The sequence below is a fragment of the Streptomyces sp. NPDC005866 genome (assembly GCF_040629895.1).
In the GTDB taxonomy this organism is placed as follows: domain Bacteria; phylum Actinomycetota; class Actinomycetes; order Streptomycetales; family Streptomycetaceae; genus Streptomyces.
Genome location: NZ_JBEXWP010000014.1, coordinates 156,065 through 174,412 on the forward strand (window position 1 = coordinate 156,065; position 18,348 = coordinate 174,412).

The 18,348-nt window shown below is 71.9% G+C and carries 17 protein-coding genes and 6 pseudogenes; 15 read left to right on the forward strand and 8 right to left on the reverse strand.

Annotated elements, in window-relative coordinates; all coding sequences use genetic code 11:
* Nucleotide 1: 1 nt before the first annotated feature.
* Nucleotides 2-225, forward strand: a pseudogene (locus ABZ396_RS22025) (transposase); the annotation flags it as partial.
* A 183-nt stretch (nucleotides 226-408) separates the two neighbouring features.
* Here ABZ396_RS22025 and ABZ396_RS22030 read toward each other — a convergent pair.
* The 6 genes from ABZ396_RS22030 to paaI all read right to left on the reverse strand — a co-directional run bounded on the left by ABZ396_RS22030 (nucleotide 409) and on the right by paaI (nucleotide 7,417).
* Nucleotides 409-2,097 (reverse strand): FixH family protein, encoded by a 1,689-nt coding sequence (locus tag ABZ396_RS22030; protein WP_358917990.1) that lies wholly within the window; start codon nucleotides 2,095-2,097, stop codon nucleotides 409-411.
* Between the two features lie 86 nt (nucleotides 2,098-2,183).
* Nucleotides 2,184-2,912 (reverse strand): YcnI family protein, encoded by a 729-nt coding sequence (locus ABZ396_RS22035; protein WP_358917992.1) that lies wholly within the window; start codon nucleotides 2,910-2,912, stop codon nucleotides 2,184-2,186.
* Nucleotides 2,913-2,984: 72 nt separating this feature from the next.
* Nucleotides 2,985-4,028: a Rieske 2Fe-2S domain-containing protein gene (locus ABZ396_RS22040; RefSeq protein WP_358917994.1), complete on the reverse strand. Its 1,044-nt coding sequence runs from the start codon at nucleotides 4,026-4,028 to the stop codon at nucleotides 2,985-2,987.
* A gap of 206 nt (nucleotides 4,029-4,234) precedes the next feature.
* Nucleotides 4,235-5,443, reverse strand: coding sequence for a hypothetical protein (locus ABZ396_RS22045; RefSeq protein ID WP_358917996.1), 1,209 nt, complete (start codon nucleotides 5,441-5,443; stop codon nucleotides 4,235-4,237).
* Between the two features lie 199 nt (nucleotides 5,444-5,642).
* Nucleotides 5,643-6,902, reverse strand: coding sequence for a phenylacetate--CoA ligase PaaK (paaK, locus tag ABZ396_RS22050; protein ID WP_358918072.1), 1,260 nt, complete (start codon nucleotides 6,900-6,902; stop codon nucleotides 5,643-5,645).
* Between the two features lie 83 nt (nucleotides 6,903-6,985).
* On the reverse strand, nucleotides 6,986-7,417 hold the full coding sequence (gene paaI, locus ABZ396_RS22055) for a hydroxyphenylacetyl-CoA thioesterase PaaI (RefSeq protein WP_358917998.1): 432 nt from the start codon (nucleotides 7,415-7,417) through the stop codon (nucleotides 6,986-6,988).
* Between the two features lie 243 nt (nucleotides 7,418-7,660).
* On the opposite strand from paaI, the pseudogene ABZ396_RS22060 reads away from it, so the two are divergent.
* From ABZ396_RS22060 to ABZ396_RS22110, 11 genes and pseudogenes are all read left to right on the forward strand, one after another.
* Nucleotides 7,661-7,888: pseudogene (locus tag ABZ396_RS22060) on the forward strand (phenylacetic acid degradation protein PaaN); the annotation flags it as partial.
* Complete coding sequence (locus ABZ396_RS22065) at nucleotides 7,888-9,108, forward strand: thiolase family protein (protein WP_358918000.1); 1,221 nt, start codon at nucleotides 7,888-7,890, stop codon at nucleotides 9,106-9,108. The pseudogene ABZ396_RS22060 and the gene ABZ396_RS22065, both read left to right, overlap by 1 nt.
* A pseudogene (locus ABZ396_RS22070) lies at nucleotides 9,105-9,299 on the forward strand (enoyl-CoA hydratase/isomerase family protein); the annotation flags it as partial. The gene ABZ396_RS22065 and the pseudogene ABZ396_RS22070, both read left to right, overlap by 4 nt.
* Nucleotides 9,293-9,391 (forward strand): annotated as a pseudogene (locus tag ABZ396_RS22075) (3-hydroxyacyl-CoA dehydrogenase family protein); the annotation flags it as partial. The pseudogenes ABZ396_RS22070 and ABZ396_RS22075, both read left to right, overlap by 7 nt.
* Before the next feature lie 142 nt (nucleotides 9,392-9,533).
* A complete protein-coding gene (paaA, locus tag ABZ396_RS22080; RefSeq protein WP_358918002.1) occupies nucleotides 9,534-10,505 on the forward strand; it encodes a 1,2-phenylacetyl-CoA epoxidase subunit PaaA in 972 nt (323 codons plus the stop codon).
* The gene (paaB, locus tag ABZ396_RS22085; RefSeq protein ID WP_358918004.1) at nucleotides 10,502-10,792 is read left to right on the forward strand and encodes a 1,2-phenylacetyl-CoA epoxidase subunit PaaB; all 291 of its coding nucleotides are present in this window, start codon (nucleotides 10,502-10,504) and stop codon (nucleotides 10,790-10,792) included. Before paaA ends, paaB begins: the two co-directional genes overlap by 4 nt.
* 9 nt (nucleotides 10,793-10,801) lie before the next feature.
* A complete protein-coding gene (paaC, locus tag ABZ396_RS22090; protein WP_358918006.1) occupies nucleotides 10,802-11,632 on the forward strand; it encodes a 1,2-phenylacetyl-CoA epoxidase subunit PaaC in 831 nt (276 codons plus the stop codon).
* Complete coding sequence (gene paaD, locus ABZ396_RS22095) at nucleotides 11,626-12,141, forward strand: 1,2-phenylacetyl-CoA epoxidase subunit PaaD (protein ID WP_358918008.1); 516 nt, start codon at nucleotides 11,626-11,628, stop codon at nucleotides 12,139-12,141. Before paaC ends, paaD begins: the two co-directional genes overlap by 7 nt.
* Nucleotides 12,142-12,152: 11 nt before the next feature.
* Nucleotides 12,153-13,253 carry a 1,2-phenylacetyl-CoA epoxidase subunit PaaE gene (paaE, locus tag ABZ396_RS22100; RefSeq protein WP_358918074.1) on the forward strand — a complete coding sequence of 367 codons (1,101 nt, stop codon included), beginning with the start codon at nucleotides 12,153-12,155 and terminating at the stop codon, nucleotides 13,251-13,253.
* A 110-nt stretch (nucleotides 13,254-13,363) separates the two neighbouring features.
* Nucleotides 13,364-14,071 carry a DinB family protein gene (locus ABZ396_RS22105; protein ID WP_358918010.1) on the forward strand — a complete coding sequence of 236 codons (708 nt, stop codon included), beginning with the start codon at nucleotides 13,364-13,366 and terminating at the stop codon, nucleotides 14,069-14,071.
* A gap of 450 nt (nucleotides 14,072-14,521) precedes the next feature.
* The gene (locus ABZ396_RS22110) at nucleotides 14,522-14,863 is read left to right on the forward strand and encodes a hypothetical protein (RefSeq protein WP_358918012.1); all 342 of its coding nucleotides are present in this window, start codon (nucleotides 14,522-14,524) and stop codon (nucleotides 14,861-14,863) included.
* Between the two features lie 116 nt (nucleotides 14,864-14,979).
* Here the strand turns inward: ABZ396_RS22110 and ABZ396_RS22115 are convergent, their stop codons facing one another.
* Complete coding sequence (locus ABZ396_RS22115; RefSeq protein ID WP_358918014.1) at nucleotides 14,980-15,726, reverse strand: SDR family oxidoreductase; 747 nt, start codon at nucleotides 15,724-15,726, stop codon at nucleotides 14,980-14,982.
* A gap of 136 nt (nucleotides 15,727-15,862) precedes the next feature.
* Nucleotides 15,863-16,336 (reverse strand): annotated as a pseudogene (locus ABZ396_RS22120) (RNA polymerase subunit sigma-24); the annotation flags it as partial.
* Here ABZ396_RS22120 and ABZ396_RS22125 point away from each other — a divergent pair.
* The 3 genes and pseudogenes from ABZ396_RS22125 to ABZ396_RS22135 form a co-directional block, all read left to right on the forward strand.
* Nucleotides 16,297-16,558, forward strand: a pseudogene (locus ABZ396_RS22125) (RNA polymerase subunit sigma-24); the annotation flags it as partial. The pseudogenes ABZ396_RS22120 and ABZ396_RS22125 sit on opposite strands and share 40 nt — an antisense overlap.
* A gap of 24 nt (nucleotides 16,559-16,582) precedes the next feature.
* Nucleotides 16,583-16,789, forward strand: coding sequence for a non-oxidative hydroxyarylic acid decarboxylases subunit D (locus ABZ396_RS22130; RefSeq protein WP_358918076.1), 207 nt, complete (start codon nucleotides 16,583-16,585; stop codon nucleotides 16,787-16,789).
* Between the two features lie 222 nt (nucleotides 16,790-17,011).
* A complete protein-coding gene (locus ABZ396_RS22135; RefSeq protein WP_358918016.1) occupies nucleotides 17,012-18,268 on the forward strand; it encodes an MFS transporter in 1,257 nt (418 codons plus the stop codon).
* Nucleotides 18,269-18,348: the final 80 nt, after the last annotated feature.

Here is an 18,348-nt window from a genome sequence, read left to right on the forward strand (position 1 = left end):
CATGCGGCGTGATCGGTGGTCTGGGCTGGTGCTGGTCCTGGCACGCTTGGCGCCGGACGACTTGTGTGACCTCTTCCGGCGGGTGGTGCCTCCCGCCCCTGTGCGGCGGCAGGGCGGGGCCGGCGACGGCAGGTCGATCGTGAGGTCCTCGCGGCGATCATCTTCGTCGCCATGACAGGCTGCACTTGGCGGCAGTTGCCGCCGGTCTTCGGCCCGTCGGGACTGCGTACCGGCGCTTCACCTGTGCGACTTGGTCCCGCTCGCGCGGTTCCTGATGTCGTGCGGCTTCCCGCACGGACTGCCGGGCGCCGTTGGGCAGTTCGGCTGTGCTTTTCCGGGCCTCACGACTGGTGCAGTGCCGTGCCCGCCGGTCCGATCGGGAAGCCGGTGAAGCGCACGTGCGGTCGCTCAGCGGATCGGGACTTGCAGGACGACGGTGGTCTCGTCGACGTCGTCGGTGCGCACGGTGACGCTGAGCTGCCAGGATCCTGCGATCAGGGTCGGCACGGTGCCGCTGTAGGTGCCGGGGCCGGTGGCGGTCAGCGTGATCGGCAGCGGGCCGATGGACCGGGTGGGCAGGGTGAGTGCGGCGCGGACCTCCGGCACGGTCCGGGGGCGTCCTGCCGGGTCGAGGACGGCCAGGCGCAGGCTGGTGCCGTCGGTGCCGGCTCGGGTGACGGCGGCCTTGACGGTTCCGGTGCCGTGTGTGCCGCCGGTGTCGAAGGACGCGGTGGCGGCTGCCGGGCTGGGGTGGGCTTCGCGGGCCGGCGCGGTGTTGACCAGCACCGCGCTCAACGCCAGCACGCCGACGGCGATGGCCGTCTCGAGGGCCACGGATCGGCGGATCCGGGCGGTCGGCAGGCGGGGCTGTGGACCGGGTGGCGGGCTGCTCCTGCGGCCACGGCCGACGTGCACTGTGGTCCAGGTGCGCGCGCGGTAGCCCAGTGCGATCAGCGCGGCCATGCCCAGTGTCTTGAACAGCAGCAGCCGGCCGTACTGGGTTCCGGTCAGCGCGGACAGGGAATCGACCTGGCGCAAGGCCTGGTACAGGCCGCTGGCCGCGAGGACCGCCACGCACCCCAGCGCGATCGCGGAGAAGCGCGGCAGTGCCGTGGCGAGTTCCGGCTCCGCGGCGGCGGACCCAGGGCGGAGCACCACGCAGGCGAGCAGGACCAGTCCGCCGAGCCAGAAGGCCATCGCGGTCAGGTGCAGTATGTCGGCCGGCATGGCGAGCAGTACCTGCGGGCCGGTTCCGGCGTGGTCGGCGACCGCCCAGGTGGCGGCGGTCGCGGCGGTGAGCACGGTGGTGGCGGTGCCGGCGGCCGACCGGGTCCGGCCTGTGGCGCCGGGCAGGCGGGTGGCGATCCACAAGAGCGCGGGGGCGGCCGCGGCCAGCAGTCCCAGCCGGACCGACAGCGCGGTGCCCAGGCGGGTGTGGGCGGTGGCGCGCAGCAGGGCGGGGTCGAGCGCCGAGCCGAGTCCGGCGGCGGTGCCGTAGGGGCCCTGCAGGGCCCAGATCGCGAGCGTGGCCGCGACCAGGACGGCCCAGGAGCCGCCCAGCAGTCGTCGTGCTCCTGGGGTTCGGGCTCCGGCCGGCCAGCACAGGGTCAGGAACGCGGTGACGCCGGCCAGGACCGCGAAGGCGGCATAGGCCACGGTGCGCGCGGCCGCATATACGGTGCCGACCAGCGTGCTGCCGCGGGCCGACACCGTGCCCACGCCGACCGCGGTGGCCGAGGGCGCGCCGATGGCAAAGGTGAAAGCGCCGGCCACCGGGTGGGAGTCGGCGGAGATCACCCGCCAGGACGCGGTGTAGGTACCGTGCGGCAGGCCCCGTGTGAGGCCGACGGTGACGGTCTCGACGTTGCCGTTCGGCTGCTGTACGGCGCCGTCGTCGACCCGGGTGCCGGAAGGGGAGAAGACCTGCAGGGAACCGGCCGGTATCAGTTCCACCGGTTCGTTGAACGTGACCGACACCGCTGCCGGCGCGGTCGGCGTCACCTGGTCATCGCCGGGCGAGGTCGCCATGACGGTGGAGTGCGCCGCGGCCGGCCCCGCGAGGAGCAGCAGCACCGCCCAGGCCACCGCGAGCAGCATGGCCGGACGGCCCGCCCGACGCGGGCGCCATCGAGAGGGACGGGCCGGGAGGCCGCGCCCGGCTGCCGGACGGCCGGTGCCGCAGGTCACGAGCCGCGCTTCGGACGGGTGCGCAGGGCGGCAGTGACGCGAAGTGTCCAGGCCAGCAGCCCCAGTGCTCCGATGGCGATCCCCCCGATGCCCAGGGCGCGGGCGGTCATGTCGCCGCTCGCAGCGGCCGGGCCCGGGGATTGCGCGGTGGCCGAGACTCCGCCGACGGCCGGCGTGCCCGATGCGGTAGGTGTACCGGCGGTGGTGAGGGCCAGTACGGGTGCGGGGTGGTCGGGGCCGGGCTGCCCGGCCTGGGCGGTGTCGATCCAGCGGACGATGTCGCCATTGGCGTAGGTCTGCACGGCCTTGAACGTCAGCTGGTCCACATCGGAGGGGAGTTTGCCGAGCATCACCCGGAAGCCCTGGTACTGCCCGGGCCGCAGCCGCCCGCCGGTCCAGGTGATCTTCTGCACGGTCTGGCGGACGGTTCCGTCGTCGGTGGTGACCGGGGTGGGCAGGGTGTAGTTCCTGACGGTGGCGGTCCAGCCGGGCACCGGCTCGGGCAGGACGCCGGTGATCGGGTGGTCGGTGGGGAAGTCGACTTCCACGCCGGTGGTGTCGGCGGCCGCCTGCTCGTTGGGGACGCGGAAGGTCAGTTCGACGTCGGCGGCGCCTTTGGCGGTGGCGGCGGGGCCGATGGTGACATGGGCCGAGGCCGGGCCGGCCAGCGCGAGCACCGCCGCGCCGGTCATCGCGGCCAGGGCGGCAAGGGATTTCGGGGACACGTTCGCTCCGTGCACGGTTGGGGAAGGGTTTCCGGTTTCAGGGCCGGGCCGGGCTGCCCCCGGCGAGGCGGATCAGGCCGTGGTGACCTGCCCGTCGACGACCTTCACCGGGATCTTCGTCAGCGGCGCGTTCGCCGGTCCCCCGGTGACCTGCCCGTTCTGGTCGAAGGTGGAGCTGTGGCACGGGCAGTGGAATCCCGGCCCGACGAACGACACCGGGCAGCCCTGGTGGGTGCACGCGGCGTCGAAGGCCGTGAACGTGCCGGGCGTCGGCTGCAGCAGGAAGGCAGGGGAGCCGTTCGGGGCGGTGAACGCCTTCGATGATCCGACCGCGACGCCGGCGGCGGCGGCGATCACCTTCCCCGCTCCGGTACCGGCCCCTCCATGGCTGACTGTTGCGGCCGGCGGCGCGGTGGCCGTGGAGCGGCGGCGGGTGAGCGACACGGCGCTGCCCGCGGCGGCGACGACCGCGCCGGCGGCGGCCGCGGTCAGTGAGCCGCGCAGCAGGGTGCGCCGTTCGACGTCGTCGTGGACGGCCGGGCTTTCGTCCGGTGCGGGGTGGGCGGGCAGGCCCTGCGTGCGGCGCACGGCCGAGCGTATCCGGGCGGTGAGCGAGAGGACCCCGGCGTCGCCGGCGATCAGCAGGGGGGTGAAGGCGAAGGCGAATCCGATGTCGGGCCCGTAGTAGTACGGCCGGGTGGTCCAGCTGACGGTCAGCCAGAAGCTGAGCGCGAGGACGATACCGCCGCCGGCCGCCGCCCGGGTGAACAGTCCCAGCAGGGTGCCGAGACCGACCGCGATCTCGGCGAACGCGATGAGCAGTCCGACGGTGGTGAAGTGGTGGGCGCTCAGCGACACCAGGGAGCTGATCGGGGAGGTCGTGGCGGCGTGCAGCATCTGGGCGTGGACGCCGAGTGGTGAACCGCCGTCCAGGTAGTGCGTGTCGAAGATCTTGGACAGGCCCGCGTAGAGGAAGGTCGGCCCGAGGAAGGCGCGCAGCGGCAGCAGCGCCCAGGCCGGGGGGCCCGGCGGGGAATCCAGGCGCAACCGGGCCCACGACGTGCCGCGGGAGGGCCGGCGGCCTGGGGTGGGGGTGGCGGTCGGGGGGAACGGCACGGGGCAGCCTTCCTGGGGTGATTTCGCGCATACGGATGCGGGCGTTCGGCGCCGGTGGAGGCCTGCCTGCCGTCGGCGGGCAGGCCGGTGCGCGCTTCCCGGGAGGGCCTGCTGGGAGGAGGCGTGTTCCTCCCGGGAATCGCGCGGTGCACCGGCGCGGGGTCACGCAGCGCCGGGGGTCCGGGGTCGGACCCCGGTCGGCTAGGTCACTTCTTGACCACGGCGGTCAGCAGGCCGAGGCACATCTCGTCGCTGGTGCCGTCGCCCCAGATGACATAGCGCGGGGGCAGGCTCTTGAGCTGGGGCAGTTGCTGGCGCAAGGTGGGGTCGTGGTTGCAGGTGACGCGCACCGTGTCGCCGGGCTTGACGTCGACCGGAGCGATCGGCGTGAACTTCTGGTAGTCGAAGTTGAAGGCCGGGACATTGAGCAGGGTCTTCGCATGCGGCGTGCCGGGATTGACTTCGATCTTGATGGAGTGTCCGAGCAGGTGCATGTGTCCCAGCGACGCGTAGACCGTCATGGGCACCGGCACCGGGTAGTCGCAATGCTGGGTGTCACCGGGTACCGGTGTGCCGTTGCCGCACTGGCTCAGCAGCTCCGCCTCGGTGTTTCCGGCGGCCCCGAAGCGTTTGATGACGTCCGCCTGAGCTGCGGCACGGTTGCACAGCGGGCCGGACACCCCGGCCGGGCAAGGCAGTTCGACCGGGACCTGCAGCGGCACCGTCCTCAGCGCCTGGGTGGCCGCGTCGCCCTGGGTCAGCCGCAGCCGCACACCGGACTGGTCCGATCCGGCGGCGCGGCCGGCGGATCCCATGAGGTTGTAGTGGATCTGGACGACCATCAGGCTGCCGGCCTGCAGCGGGAACCCGACGTCCTGCTTCAGGTAGGCCTCGCCGGCGTTGGGGGTCCAGGTGTCGACCCAGCTCTCCTTCGTGCCCTCGCCCAGGGCGCTGTTCCCGAAGCAGGTCCAGCCGTGCCCCCCGGACGCGGCGTCCTTGGAACGAGCAAGCGCGGCCTCGCCCGGCGGGATCGCGAACACGATGGCGTGGTGCACGAGTTGCTGGTTCCCAACCGTGAACTGCGTTCCGGTCAGGTACGCCGACTTGGCCAGATGCGGATCGATCACCAGGCAGCGGTACTCGTCGGTGCCACCGTTCGGTGCCACCGGCGTGTAGGGCTTCGCCATCTTGAGGTTGGAGAACTGCTCTCCGGGCCGCAGCGGGAGTGTCGGCGGCGGCGCGCCGACAACGTGGCCGCCCGCGTGGGAGGGAGTACTGGCGGCCGTGGCCGGGGACGCGCTCGAAGTCGCCCCAGGGGCGGAGTTCGTGGAGTTCGACGCGCAGGCGGCGACCAGCATTGTCATCAAAGCGGCGCACGCCGCCGCGAATGCCCGCAGGGCACTGGTCTTCTTCATGACGTACCGCCGGCCATCGCTGCGGCGGTCTGGATCGAACCCTCGGCCGGACGCGTGAACACGGTCCGCGGGCCAGGGCTGAATTCCGTGAGCGGATGATTCATGGCGCGACGTTAAGACGGGGGACCTTTCGAAATGCTTAACGTCAATTCATCAGCAAGGAGCGGTCCTGCCCTACTGGCGGAGTGTCAACCACGTCTCAGGCCTTGCGCAGGTCCTTGACCCGGCGGAGCTTGCCGAGTGAGCGCTCCAGGGTCTCCGGGTCCACGACGGCGACCTCCACGGTGACTCCGACGCCGTCCTTGATGCCCTGGGCGATGGTCCTCGCGGCTGCCTCGCGGCCGGCGGGACCGGCGTCGGCCCGTGCCTCCACTTGGACGGCCATATGGTCCATCCGTCCCCGCCGGCTGATCTGGATCTGGAAGTGGGGGGCCACGCCAGGGGTCCGCAGCACGATCTCCTCCACCTGGCTGGGGAAGACATTGACCCCGCGGAGGATGATCATGTCGTCGCAACGGCCGGTGATCTTCTCGATACGGCGCAGTCCGGGACGCGCGGTGCCGGGCAGCAGTCGCGTCAGGTCCCGGGTGCGGTAGCGGATGATGGGCAGCGCTTCCTTCGTGAGCGAGGTGAGGACCAGCTCGCCGCTCTCGCCCTCGGCCAGCACCTCGTCGGTCAGCGGGTCCACGACCTCGGGGTAGAAGTGGTCCTCCCAGACGTGCAGACCGTCCTTGGTCTCCACGCATTCCTGGGCGACCCCCGGGCCGATGACCTCGGACAGCCCGTAGATGTCGACCGCGTGGATGTCCAGGCGCTCCTCGATCTCACGGCGCATCTCCTCCGTCCAGGGCTCGGCGCCGAAGATGCCGACCTCCAGGGAGGTGGAGCGGGGATCGATGCCCTGGCGCTCGAACTCGTCGAGCAGGGTGAGCATGTAGGAGGGCGTGACCATGATGATCTCGGGCCGGAAATCCTGGATGATCTGCACCTGGCGCGCGGTCATGCCGCCGGAGGCGGGAATCACGGTGCAGCCGGCGCGTTCCGCGCCGTAGTGGGCCCCCAGGCCGCCGGTGAACAGCCCGTAGCCGTAGGAGACGTGGACCTTGTGCCCGGGCCGGCCGCCGGCCGCCCGGATGGAGCGGGCGACGACGTCCGCCCACATGGACAGGTCGTTGTCGGTGTAACCGACCACGGTGGGGCGGCCGGTGGTGCCGCTGGACGCGTGCACACGCCGGACCTCGGACATCGGGACGGCGAACATGCCGAAGGGGTAGGTGTCCCGCAGGTCCGCCTTGGTCGTGAAGGGGAAACGGGCGAGGTCCGCGAGGGTCTGGCAGTCATCGGGGCGCACGCCTGCCGCGTCGAATTTCTTGCGGTACAGCTCCACGTTGCCGTACGCGTGCCGCAGTGTCGCGCGCAGCCGGGTGAGCTGGAGCGCCGCCAGCTCCTCGCGGGACATCCGCTCGGCGTCGTCCAGGAGGGCCTCGGGGAGAGGCTCTCCCCGGCGGGTGGCCCGGGGCTCTGGCGCGATCGCTTCACTGCTCACTGGTGCTCCTCGATCCGCGCGCGGAGGGTGCGACTGCGGCCGCGGAACTCCGCGATCACTTCGTCTCCGCGCGCAACGCTCACGTCGTAGACACCGCTGCGGCCGAACCGGACGCGCTCCCGCGCCGTGGCCACCAGCACATCACCCTCGTACGCGGGCGCGACGAAGTCGATGTCGGCGCCGGCGGCGACGGTGACGGGGCCGTGGCTGTTGCAGGCACAGGCGAACGCCGTGTCGGCGAGGAGGAAGAGATAGCCGCCGTGGGCGATCCGGTGCCCGTTGACCTGGGAGGACGTCACGGTCATGCGGAGTACGGCGGTCCCTTCGCCGTGCTCCAGCAGCTCGATGCCGAGCCCGCGTGACGCCTCGTCCGCGGCGAACATCGTCTCGACGGGGCCAGGCGTCGTATCCGGTACCCGGGTCGTCATTTCCACCACCTTGTGGACCGACCGAACATTCGGTTAGCGTGCGGTGTGCTCAAGTAATCCAGCAAGCCCTCCGCATGTCAAGAGGTGCACCGCATGCCGCACAAGACCCCTGAGGGGCCCGACTACTTCGAGCGTCACGGCACGCTGATCGAGCGTGCGGCGGACGCCGGTGTGAGCTGTGGCCACCCCGGCGAGACCGCGACGTCGCCCTCCGAGACGTCCCTGTACGGCTTCGGGCCCGGGATCCTGACCGCCGCCGAGGAGGCGGCCCTGGATGCCGGAGTGCACCTGTCGGAGAACCTCAACGGCGGCGACTTCGCCAACCAGTCGGCCGCCTTCAGCGACTTCCACGGCAGCGCCGCCCACCCGGTCGCCGGCGCCACCCTGTCCGACACCGCTTTCGTCAACGGCCGCTTCGCCGTCCTGCAGTCGCGGCGCCCCGTCCCCGCCGAGGCAGAGGAGGCCGCCTGATGCCGGACGTCTACCTGATCGACGGGGCCCGTACCCCGCAGGGCCGCTACGGCGGCGCCCTGGCCTCCGTACGCCCCGACGACCTCGCCGCCCTCGTCGTGGGCGAGGCCGTCCGGCGTGCCGGTGTGTCCGGTGAGGCCGTGGACGAGGTCGTCCTCGGAGCCGCCAACCAGGCGGGCGAGGACAACCGGGACGTGGCCCGGATGGCGGTGCTGCTCGCCGGGCTGCCGCACACCGTGCCGGGCTACACCGTCAACCGCCTGTGCGCCTCGGGCCTGACGGCCGTGGCCTCGGCGGCGCAGACGATCCGGGCCGCAGAGGCGGACCTCGTGGTCGCCGGGGGAGTGGAGTCCATGACCCGGGCGCCCTGGGTGATGGAGAAGCCCGGCACTCCGTGGGCCAAGCCGGGGCAGGTCCACGACACCGCCCTCGGCTGGCGGTTCACCAACCCGCGCTTCACCGCCGCCGACCGTGCCGTCCCCGGGGACGCCGGACCGGAGGCGGTCAAGGTCACGCTGTCCATGGGCGAGACCGCGGAAGAGGTCGCGGCCCTGGACGGCATCACCCGCTCCGAGTCGGACGCCTTCGCCCTGCGCAGCCACCAGCGGGCCGTGGCCGCCCAGGAAGCGGGCCGCTTCGACCGCGAGATCGTCCCCGTACCCGTCCGCGACGGCGAGGTGAGCCGGGACGAGGGCCCCCGCCCCGCCACCACCCTGGAGAAGCTGGGCTCACTGCGCACGGTCTTCCGCGCGGACGGCGTCGTCACCGCGGGCTCGTCCTCCCCGCTGTCCGACGGCGCGGCGGCCCTGGTGGTCGCCGGTGCCGAGGCCGTGGAGCGCTACGGCCTCACGCCCCGGGCGCGGATCGTCGCCTCGGCCTCCGCCGGTGTGCAGCCCAACCTCATGGGGCTGGGCCCGGTCCCCGCCACCGAGAAGGCGCTGGCCCGGGCCGGATGGCAGACCGGCGACCTGGACGCCGTGGAACTCAACGAGGCCTTCGCCGCGCAGGCCCTGGCCGTCATCCGTCGGCTCAGGCTCGACGAGGACAAGGTCAACGCCGACGGCGGCGCCATCGCCCTCGGGCATCCGCTCGGCTGCTCCGGCGCCCGCATCCTGCTGACCCTCCTCGGCCGGCTCGAACGGGAGAACGGCCGCCGCGGCCTGGCCACGCTCTGTGTGGGCGTGGGCCAGGGCGTCGCACTGCTCGTGGAGCGGGTGTGACTACTTCTCTGTCGTACGACACGCTGCTGCTGGTGTCGGAGCGAGCCGACCGGGTCGTCGTCACCTGGCACCGCCCCGAGGCCCGCAACGCCGTCAGCGGCCGCGTGATCGCCGAACTCCACCAGGTGCGCGAGCGACTGGAGCGTGATCCCCGGCTGCCGCTCCTGACCGGCCACGGCAGGGTCTTCGCGGCGACCGCTTCGCACCGCCGCGGCTGCTGCGGGACAAGGTGGCCCGCGGCGAACTCGGACAGAGGACGGGCCAGGGTTTCTACACCTGGTGACCGGAGTGGGTCGCAGAGTCGTCTTCCTGGGTGGCGCGGCAGCCGTCTTTTGCCGGGCACTGAGCCGGTGCGGCCCTTGCCAGACCAGGGAGGGAATACCTTATGATGAACCGAACGAATGGTCGGTAGGGAGTGGGTGGAGATGACTGAAGCGGCCGGAAAGGACGCCGAGCACGACCTGGCGTCCCATTTCGAGACGACGATCTCGCGTGACCAGCGGATCGAGCCGCGCGACTGGATGCCGGAGGGCTACCGCAAGACGCTGGTCCGGCAGATCGCCCAGCACGCGCACTCGGAGATCATCGGCATGCAGCCGGAAGGCGAGTGGATCACCAAGGCGCCCTCGCTGCGCCGCAAGGCGATCCTGTTCGCCAAGGTCCAGGACGAGGCCGGCCACGGCCTGTACCTGTACTCGGCCGCCGAGACCCTGGGCGCCGACCGGGCGGACCTCACCCAGCGCCTCCTCGAAGGCCGCCAGAAGTACTCGTCGATCTTCAACTACCCGACGCCCAGCTTCGCGGACGTCGGGGTCATCGGCTGGTTCGTCGACGGCGCGGCCATCTGCAACCAGGTGCCCCTGTGCCGCAGCTCGTACGGGCCCTACGCCCGCGCGATGGTGCGGATCTGCAAGGAGGAGTCCTTCCACCAGCGGCAGGGCTACGAACTGCTGATGACCATGATGCGCGGCACCGACGCCCAGCGGCAGATGGTGCAGGAAGCGGTGGACCGCTGGTGGTGGCCGTCCCTGATGATGTTCGGTCCCCCCGACGACGACTCGCCCAACTCCGCGCAGTCGATGGCCTGGAAGATCAAACGGCACAGCAACGACGAACTGCGCCGGCGCTTCGTCGACATGACCGTGCCCCAGGCGGCCAAGCTCGGCGTGACCCTGCCCGACCCCGAACTGCGCTGGAACGAGGAGCGCGGCCGCCACGACTTCGGCACCCCCGACTTCTCCGAACTCAAGGAAGTCATCAGCGGCAACGGCCCCTGCAACGCACAGCGGGTGCAGCGCAGGCGCGACGCCCACGAGGAGGGTGCCTGGGTGCGCGCGGCCGCCAGTGCGCACGCCGCCAAGCAGGCCGCCCGGGCGCGTAAGGAGGCAGTGGCATGAGCGACTCGGAGAACTGGCCCCTGTACGAGGTGTTCATCCGCGGCAAGCGCGGCCTCAACCACGTCCACGTGGGCTCACTGCACGCGGCCGACGATGAGATGGCCCTCACCCACGCCCGCGATCTGTACACCCGGCGCAACGAGGGCGTCAGCATCTGGGCCGTGCGCTCGGACCACATCGCCGCCTCCTCCCGGGACGAGAAGGACCCCTTCTTCGCCCCCAGCGCCGACAAGGTCTACCGGCACCCGACCTTCTACGACATCCCCGACGACATCCCGCACATCTAGGAGCCGGTGATGAGCGACGACCACGTCTACCTGACCCTGGCCGAGGGCCACGACGACGGCGACGCCCGCTGGGCCTTCGGCACCGGCTTCGAAGACCCTCTGCACGGCGTCGACACCGCCGTACCCGAGGGCGTCGACGCCGCCGAACTGGCCGCCCGCTGCCTGGTGCTCGGCGACGACGCCCTGGTGCTGGCCCAGCGGCTCGCCGAATGGGTCACCCTGGCCCCCGAGCTGGAGGAGGAGGTGGCGCTGGCGAACATCGGGCTCGACCTGCTGGGCCAGGCACGGCTGCTGTACGCGCGCTGCGGCCAGACGGACGGCACCAGCCGCACCGAGGACGCCTACGCCTACTTCCGCGACGCCGGCGAGTTCCGCAACGTACGCCTCGCCGAACTCCCCAACGGCGACTTCGCCTTCTCCGTCCTGCGGCTGCTCGTGTTCGCCAGCTGGCGCCTCGCCCACTTCACCGAACTGGCCACTGCACCCGACCCGGTGCTCGCGGCGATCGCGGCCAAGGGCGTGAAGGAGCTCACCTACCACCGGCAGTACGCCGCCGAGTGGGTCGTACGCCTGGGCGACGGCACGGAGGAGTCCCACGCGCGCATGCTGACGGCCCTGAAATGGCAGGCTCCCTACTGGGCGGAACTGTTCGCCGCGCAGGATGTGCGCGACGCGGTCCTGGCGGATCTCCAGCAGGTCCTGGACGCGGCCGGACTCCCCATGCCGCACACGGCGCCCCTGCCCGGCCACGGCCGGCACGGCGGACACACCGAACACCTCGCCCCGCTCCTGGCCGAGCTGCAGAGCGTGGCCCGCGCCCACCCGGAGGCGACATGGTGACCGTCCTGTCCGACGTCCGGCGGGCCCGGCACATCGCCGAACAGGTCCCCGACCCCGAACTTCCCATGCTCACCCTGGCCGACCTCGGGGTGCTGCGGACCGTGACGATCGAGGCCGACGGCACGGTGGTCGCCGGCCTCACGCCCACCTATTCGGGCTGCCCCGCCATGGCCGAGATGCGGGCCGGGGTCGCCGCCCGCCTTCGGGACGCCGGCTTCGACCGCGTCGAGATCCGCACGGTCCTCGACCCTCCGTGGACGAGCGACTGGATCACCCCCGAAGGCCGCCGCAAGCTCGCCGAACACGGCATCGCACCGCCCACGACGGCCCCGCGGCACCCCACCGGCCCCGTCCCACTGAACCTGTCACCGGCCCGGCGCACGGTCGCGTGCCCGCGCTGCGGATCGGTGGACACCGAGGAGACCTCCCGCTTCGCGGCCACCTCCTGCAAGGCGCTGTGGCGGTGCCTGGCCTGCCGCGAGCCGTTCGAGTACGTCAAGGAGATCTGATGGCAGAGCTGATGGCACCGGCCGCCGGTGCCCCCGCGACGACAGCACGCCGGCGCCGCCCAGCCTTCCATCCCCTGCGCGTCGCCGCGGTCCAGCGCCTGTGCGAGGACGCCGTCGCGGTCACCTTCGACATCCCCGCGGCCCTGGCCGAGGAGTTCGCCTTCGGCCCCGGCCAGTCACTCACCCTGCGCCGCGAGATCGACGGGCGCGACGAGCGGCGCTCCTACTCGATCTGCTCGCCGGCCGGCGCACCCCCCCGCATCGGCGTCCGGGAGGTGCCCGGCGGACTCTTCTCCTCCTGGCTGGTCCACGAGGTGCGCCCGGGCGACACCGTTCAGGTGATGGCCCCGACCGGAGCCTTCACGCCCGACCTCACGGTGCCCGGCCACCATGTGCTGATCGCGGCCGGCTCGGGCATCACCCCCATGATGTCCATCGCCGAGTCGGTCCTCGCGGCCGACGACCGCTCCAAGGTCACCCTGTTCTACGGCAACCGGCGCAGCGACACCGTCATGTTCGCCGACGAACTGGCCGACCTGAAGGACGAGTACCGCACCCGCTTCCACCTCGCCCACGTCCTGTCCCGTGAACCCCGCGAAGCCGAACTTCTCTCCGGCCGCCTCGACGGCGACCGCCTCGCCGCCCTCATCGACGGACTGATCGACGTTCCCTCCGCCGATCACTGGTGGCTGTGCGGGCCGCACGGCATGGTGCTCGACGCCCAACAGGTCCTGGCCGGCCTGGGCGTCCCCGCCGGCCGGATCCACCAGGAACTCTTCTTCGCCGACGAGCCGATCGAACCCGTCCGCCACGAGGAGGCCGCGGCGACGGGCCCGGCCAGCGAGGTCACCGTCACCCTGGACGGCCGCTCCACCACCGCCCGGCTTCCGCGCGGGACCGCGATCCTCGACTCCGCCGCCCGCATCCGCCCGGACCTTCCCTTCGCCTGCAAGGGAGGCGTCTGCGGTACGTGCCGTGCGCGGATCACGGACGGCGAGGCGGACATGCGCCGCAACTACGCCCTCGAACCGGCCGAGGTGGAAGCGGGCTATGTGCTGACCTGCCAGACGTATCCGGTCTCGGAGAAGCTGACGGTCGACTACGACAGCTGACCGCCCGTGACCCGAGGCCGCGGCTTCGAAAATCCGTCGCCCCCGCTCCGGCGGGTCGCTAGTGTCCGCCTGAGCGGGGCGGGACAGGCGACCGCGAAAGGCGGCTACACATGGGGACGGGCCGTACGGCCTTGCTGCTCGACCAGTTCGACCGCGCCAGGGAGCTGGCCCAGGTGCGGCTGACGGGCCTCGACGACGAGGAGTACCTGTGGGAGCCGGTGCCCGGTTGCTGGTCGGTCCGGCGCCGGGAGGAGGCGACGACACCCGGGGCGTACGGCCCCGGTGACTGGGTGCTCGACAAAGGCGCCCCCGACATCCCGGCCGGCGAGTACGCCGAGGTCGCCCGGCAGGCCGCCGCGGGCATGAGCGTCGCCAAGATCGCCGCCGACTGGAGCGTCGGTGTCGAGCGGGTCGAGGAGATCCTCGGCCGCACCGGCCCGCCGGAGCCCGACCGGACTCCCGTCACCACCATCGCCTGGCGGCTCGGGCATCTGCACTCGGGCTTCGCCGGCCGCTGGGAGTGGACCTTCGGTGACCGGCGGCAGCACCCGAAGCTACTGGTCGACTTCACCCCGGACGCCGCTACGGCACTGGACCGGTTCTGGGCCACGGCAGACCGCTGGCGGGCGAGTGTCGCCACCGTGACCGACGAGCAACTCGACACGGTCGGCTTCTCGCAGTACCCCTCCGGCTCCGACCCCGACGATCCGTTCGTCGACGTGCTGTGGGAGACCAACCTCGAGCTCGTCCACCACATGGCCGAGATCGCGCTCCTCCGCGACCTGCGGCAGGCCCGGTTCAACGGCGGAGGGTGTTAGGTGGCCTGTGCCGTCCGTCGCCGCCGCACGGATGCCGTGGAGGCCGGTGGCGTGGTCGGCGGGTCGGGCGGACAGGGCAGCCGGCCGTCGTAGGACCGGCCGGTGCGAGCCGGCGCGGTGGGGGACGCGCCGCCGAGCCAGACGGGCGGGCCGCCCGCCCTGACCTGCCTGAGGGGGAGATCACCGCACCGGCCGCCCTTGGGCCGCGCCCAGAAGAGTGCAGGGCGGTGCGGTGCCGGTGCTCTTGCGGCTTCAGGCGGAAGTTGCCACGCTGGTCGTTCACGTTGCCTGCTCCAGCTCTCTGCGCGGCGTTCGCGAGATCGCCGGCCCGACCAGTCCCGGCCCGACCGTTCGTGCGCGCTGCTCTCCTCCCCGGCGCTGACGCGCGTACACCGCGCCCACACCACAGTGACCGGCCGGACAGCCGCCGCCTCACTTGGGGAGCACACCATGGACACGAACGAGGAGGCCGCCCGCGGCCTGACCGACATCCAGGATTTCCTCTACCAGCAGGCTCATCTGCGAGCGGCACGTCAGCGGGTCGCGGACTTCACCGCACGGGAGCCGGGACTGACCCCGGACCAGAGGACGGACATCGAGCGCTGGTATCTCGCGGAACAGGCGTATGTGGCCCGCATGGTGACGGAGCACATCGCCGCGAGCATCGACGTTGTGGAACAGCGGCATCGTGCCCGCTTCGGACACTGGCTGCGCGGGACGCTGACCGCGATGATCCTGATCACCGTGGTCATGGCGCTGTGCGTCACCGTGGTTGTGGTCGGCGCGTCATAAGCCGGAAGGCTCTCAGCGCCGACCTCGGTCTGCGGCACGCACACGCAGCGAAGTCCTTGAGTGGACTCGGAAGCGGTGCGGCCCCGTCGGCCGACAGGGCCACCGCCCTTCGAGGCCTACTGCTGCCGTGCGAGCCAGTCGGTGAACCTGACCTCGCCGACGCTCGCGTCCGGACCGGGCAGGAGCGTGTCCTCCCGCAGCTCGGCACCCCAGTACCGCGCCTGCGGGTCCGTGACGACCTTACGGGGGTCGTTCGTCGCGGCCAGCGCCGTGCGGATGAACTCCTCGAGCTGGAACGCCTCGGGGCCGCCGACCTCCACCACGCCGTTGACCGGCGCGCCGGCCGACGTGCGGGCCACGGCCGCGGCCACGTCGTCGGAGACGATGGGCTGGATCTTGGCGTCCGGCAGGCGCACGGTGTCGCCCTCGGTGACCCCGTCGGCCAGCCCCTTCGCGAACTCGAAGAACTGGGTCGCGTGGACGATGGAGTACGGGATGCCGGACGCCTTGATCAGATCTTCCTGAGCCTGCTTGGCCCGGAAGTACCCGCTCTCCTGGAGCCGGTCGGTCCCCACCACGGACAGCGCCACATGGTGCCGTACGCCGGCGTCGGCCTCCGCCTGGAGGAGGTTGGCCGTGGAGGTGCGGAAGAAGTCCAGGACGGCCCGGTCCTCGAACGAGGGGGAATTGGACACGTCGACCACGACCGAGGCGTCCTGGAGGACCTCGGCGAGACCCTCGCCGGTGAGGGTGTTGACGCCGGTACTGGGCGCGGCCGCGACCGCCTCGTGCCCGTGCTCGCCGAGCCTGCCGACCAGCTTCGAGCCGATGAGCCCGGTGCCACCGATCACGACGACCTTCATGAGGATTTCCTCTCGGAGTTTTTCTGGTGTCTGCACCAGAAGAGACCGGGCAGCTCTTCCGCGTGTGACAGCCGTCCGCGCAATCGAGGAAATTCATCCGTTGCCGCCCCGGGTGCGGCCTAATGGACGAGGGGTCTCATCCGTCCAGCGAAGCCACGTAGGGGGACAGCTTGGCCGGGTTCATCACCCACATGATGCGTTCGATACCGCGTACGGACACGTCGACGGACAGCAGTGCCACCGCGTTCCCGCCGGCCAAGACCAGGACGGCCGGCCTGCCGTTGGCCTCGACCCAGCGAACGTCCGCCTGAGGCCAGAAACGCGGTACGAAGGCGACGAGGTACCGGGAGACATGCGGGAGCCCGAAGACCGGGATCTTGGACGCCCCGCGCATTCCGCCGCCGTCGGCGTGTCTGACCACGTCCTCGGTGAGGACTTTTTCGAGGACTGACAGACGGCCGTTCTGCGCCGCGGCGAGGAACACCTCCAGGAAACGCCGGTGCTCGGCGGAGCCGACCGGTTCCCGGCGCTCCGCCGCGAGGCGCTTGCGGGCACGACTCACCAACTGGCGTGCGTTGGCCTCGCTCGTCTCCACGATGTCCGCGATCCGCCACGGTCACCACCCGGCTGGCGATCAACTTCACCCAGTCCGCCCGGGTGCGCAGGGAGTCGTACGTCGGCCCCTGGCTTCCCGAGCCCGTCGACACGAGCACGGACCCGCAACTGGGCGCGGAACGCGCGGAGGCACTCGACCTGGCGGTTCTCCTCCTCCTGGAGAAGGCTGAACCCCGTGGAGCGGGCCGCTTACGTGCTGCGGGAAGCGTTCGACTACACGGCTGCTGTCCGAAGCCCGCGGCTGACCGGCGCCGACCGCGCGCCCCCGCCCCGTCTCACCGCGGTCTGGGACGTGCTGCAGTGCCACCGCTGCCTCTACACCTGGCGCACCACCGAACCCGCCCGCCGCAGGGCCGACGCCTACCCCGAGGCCTTCCGCCTGACCCCCGAAGCGATGGCGAACGCGCCGGAGGTCCCCGCCGTCCCGCCCCTGCGCGACCGGGCGTAGCGGCGCCGGGAGCGAGCACAGGCCGCCGCCGTGGTGACGCAGGTCACCCCGCCGTGTGAGCCGATCCCGGAATGCACACCCGCTCCATCTCGCTGCAACGTTCTTGGGGTGTGCTGGGCAAGGGCGCTCGGCGCGGCGTGCCCCGGAGGCAGAAGACACCTCCAGGTCCCGTCCCGCTCCCCGTCCCCGGACCGCCATCCCCGAAAGGTTCGCTCACCCACCATGCCTCTGGCTCTGCTGGCCCTTGCCGTCGTCACGTTCGGTATCGGCACCACCGAATTCGCCACCATGGGCCTGCTGCCCCAGATCGCGGACGGGGTCGGTGTGTCGGTGCCGCACGCCGGCAACCTCGTATCCGCCTACGCCCTCGGCGTCGTCGTCGGCGCCCCCGTGCTGACGGGCATCGGCGCCCGGGTGCCCCACAAGCGGCTGCTGCTCCTGCTGACCGGGCTGTTCGTCGTGGGCAACACGGCGTCCGCGCTCGCCCCGAACTTCGGCCTGCTCTTCGCCGCCCGCTTCCTGGCCGGACTGCCGCACGGCGCGCTGTTCGGCGTGGGCGCCGTCGTCGCCTCCCGGCTGGTGGCTCCGGACCGCGCGGCACGCGCCGTCTCCAGCGTGTTCCTCGGGCTCACCGTCGCGAACATCGTCGGCGTCCCCGCCGGTACGGCGCTCGGCCAGCATCTGGGCTGGCGGTACGCCTACTGCGCGGTCGCCGTCATCGGCCTCGTGGCGCTCGCCGCGCTCGCCCTCCTCGTCCCCCACCAGTCGCGCGGCCCGCAGGCGGGCATCGGGCGGGAACTGCGGGCGATGGGCAACCGGCAGGTCTTCATCGGCCTCGCCACCGCCGTCGTCGGATTCGGCGGCTTCTTCGCCGTCTACAGCTACCTCGTCCCCATGCTGACGCAGCTGACCGGCATCTCCGACTCCTCGACCACCTGGGTTCTCGCCCTGTACGGCGTCGGCATGACCCTCGGGACCCTGGCCGCGGGCCCCCTCACCGACCGGGCCCTGCGCCCGACGCTGTACGCCGGGATCACCCTGCTGGCAGCCGCGCTGGTGACGTTCTACTTCACCGTCCACAGCACGGTGCCGGCCCTGGTGACGGTCACCTTCATCGGCGCGATGGGCGCGCTCATCACCACGCCCGTCCAGATGCTGCTGATGATGAACGCGAAGGACGCCCCGACGATGGCGGCGGCCTCCAACCACTCCGCCTTCAACCTGGCCAACGCGGCCGGCGCCTGGCTCGGCGGCCTGGTCATCTCGGCGGGCTGGGGCTGGGCCGCACCCAACCTGGTCGGCGCGGCCCTCGCGATGGCCGGCCTGGGGCTGGCCGTCACCGGCGGCATCCTGGACCGCGGCAACCGCCCCTCGAAGGTGGTCACCTCCCAGGGCCCCGGCGAAGCGGGCCACACGTCAGCGTCCGCGGGTGAGGACATTCATGACCTCGCCGTCGAGGACCACCGCCCGGCCACCTGAGGCAGCCGCCCGTGCCGGCGAGCGCCACGGGCCGGGCGTGGCGCCCGGCATCGCGCCGGGCGTCACGCTGTCGGACGGAC

Excerpts from the sequence above, each read along its gene's own strand:
- paaI (WP_358917998.1), bottom strand. The coding sequence starts at position 7,417 with ATGACGACCCGGGTACCGGATACGACGCCTGGCCCCGTCGAGACGATG.
- paaD (WP_358918008.1), top strand. The coding sequence starts at position 11,626 with ATGGTGACCGTCCTGTCCGACGTCCGGCGGGCCCGGCACATCGCCGAA.
- ABZ396_RS22115 (WP_358918014.1), bottom strand. The coding sequence starts at position 15,726 with ATGAAGGTCGTCGTGATCGGTGGCACCGGGCTCATCGGCTCGAAGCTG.
- ABZ396_RS22105 (WP_358918010.1), top strand. The coding sequence starts at position 13,364 with ATGGGGACGGGCCGTACGGCCTTGCTGCTCGACCAGTTCGACCGCGCC.
- ABZ396_RS22110 (WP_358918012.1), top strand. The coding sequence starts at position 14,522 with ATGGACACGAACGAGGAGGCCGCCCGCGGCCTGACCGACATCCAGGAT.
- paaE (WP_358918074.1), top strand. The coding sequence starts at position 12,153 with ATGGCACCGGCCGCCGGTGCCCCCGCGACGACAGCACGCCGGCGCCGC.
- ABZ396_RS22135 (WP_358918016.1), top strand. The coding sequence starts at position 17,012 with ATGCCTCTGGCTCTGCTGGCCCTTGCCGTCGTCACGTTCGGTATCGGC.
- paaK (WP_358918072.1), bottom strand. The coding sequence starts at position 6,902 with ATGTCCCGCGAGGAGCTGGCGGCGCTCCAGCTCACCCGGCTGCGCGCG.
- paaA (WP_358918002.1), top strand. The coding sequence starts at position 9,534 with ATGACTGAAGCGGCCGGAAAGGACGCCGAGCACGACCTGGCGTCCCAT.
- ABZ396_RS22030 (WP_358917990.1), bottom strand. The coding sequence starts at position 2,097 with ATGCTGCTCGCGGTGGCCTGGGCGGTGCTGCTGCTCCTCGCGGGGCCG.
- ABZ396_RS22045 (WP_358917996.1), bottom strand. The coding sequence starts at position 5,443 with ATGAAGAAGACCAGTGCCCTGCGGGCATTCGCGGCGGCGTGCGCCGCT.
- paaC (WP_358918006.1), top strand. The coding sequence starts at position 10,802 with ATGAGCGACGACCACGTCTACCTGACCCTGGCCGAGGGCCACGACGAC.
- ABZ396_RS22065 (WP_358918000.1), top strand. The coding sequence starts at position 7,888 with ATGCCGGACGTCTACCTGATCGACGGGGCCCGTACCCCGCAGGGCCGC.
- paaB (WP_358918004.1), top strand. The coding sequence starts at position 10,502 with ATGAGCGACTCGGAGAACTGGCCCCTGTACGAGGTGTTCATCCGCGGC.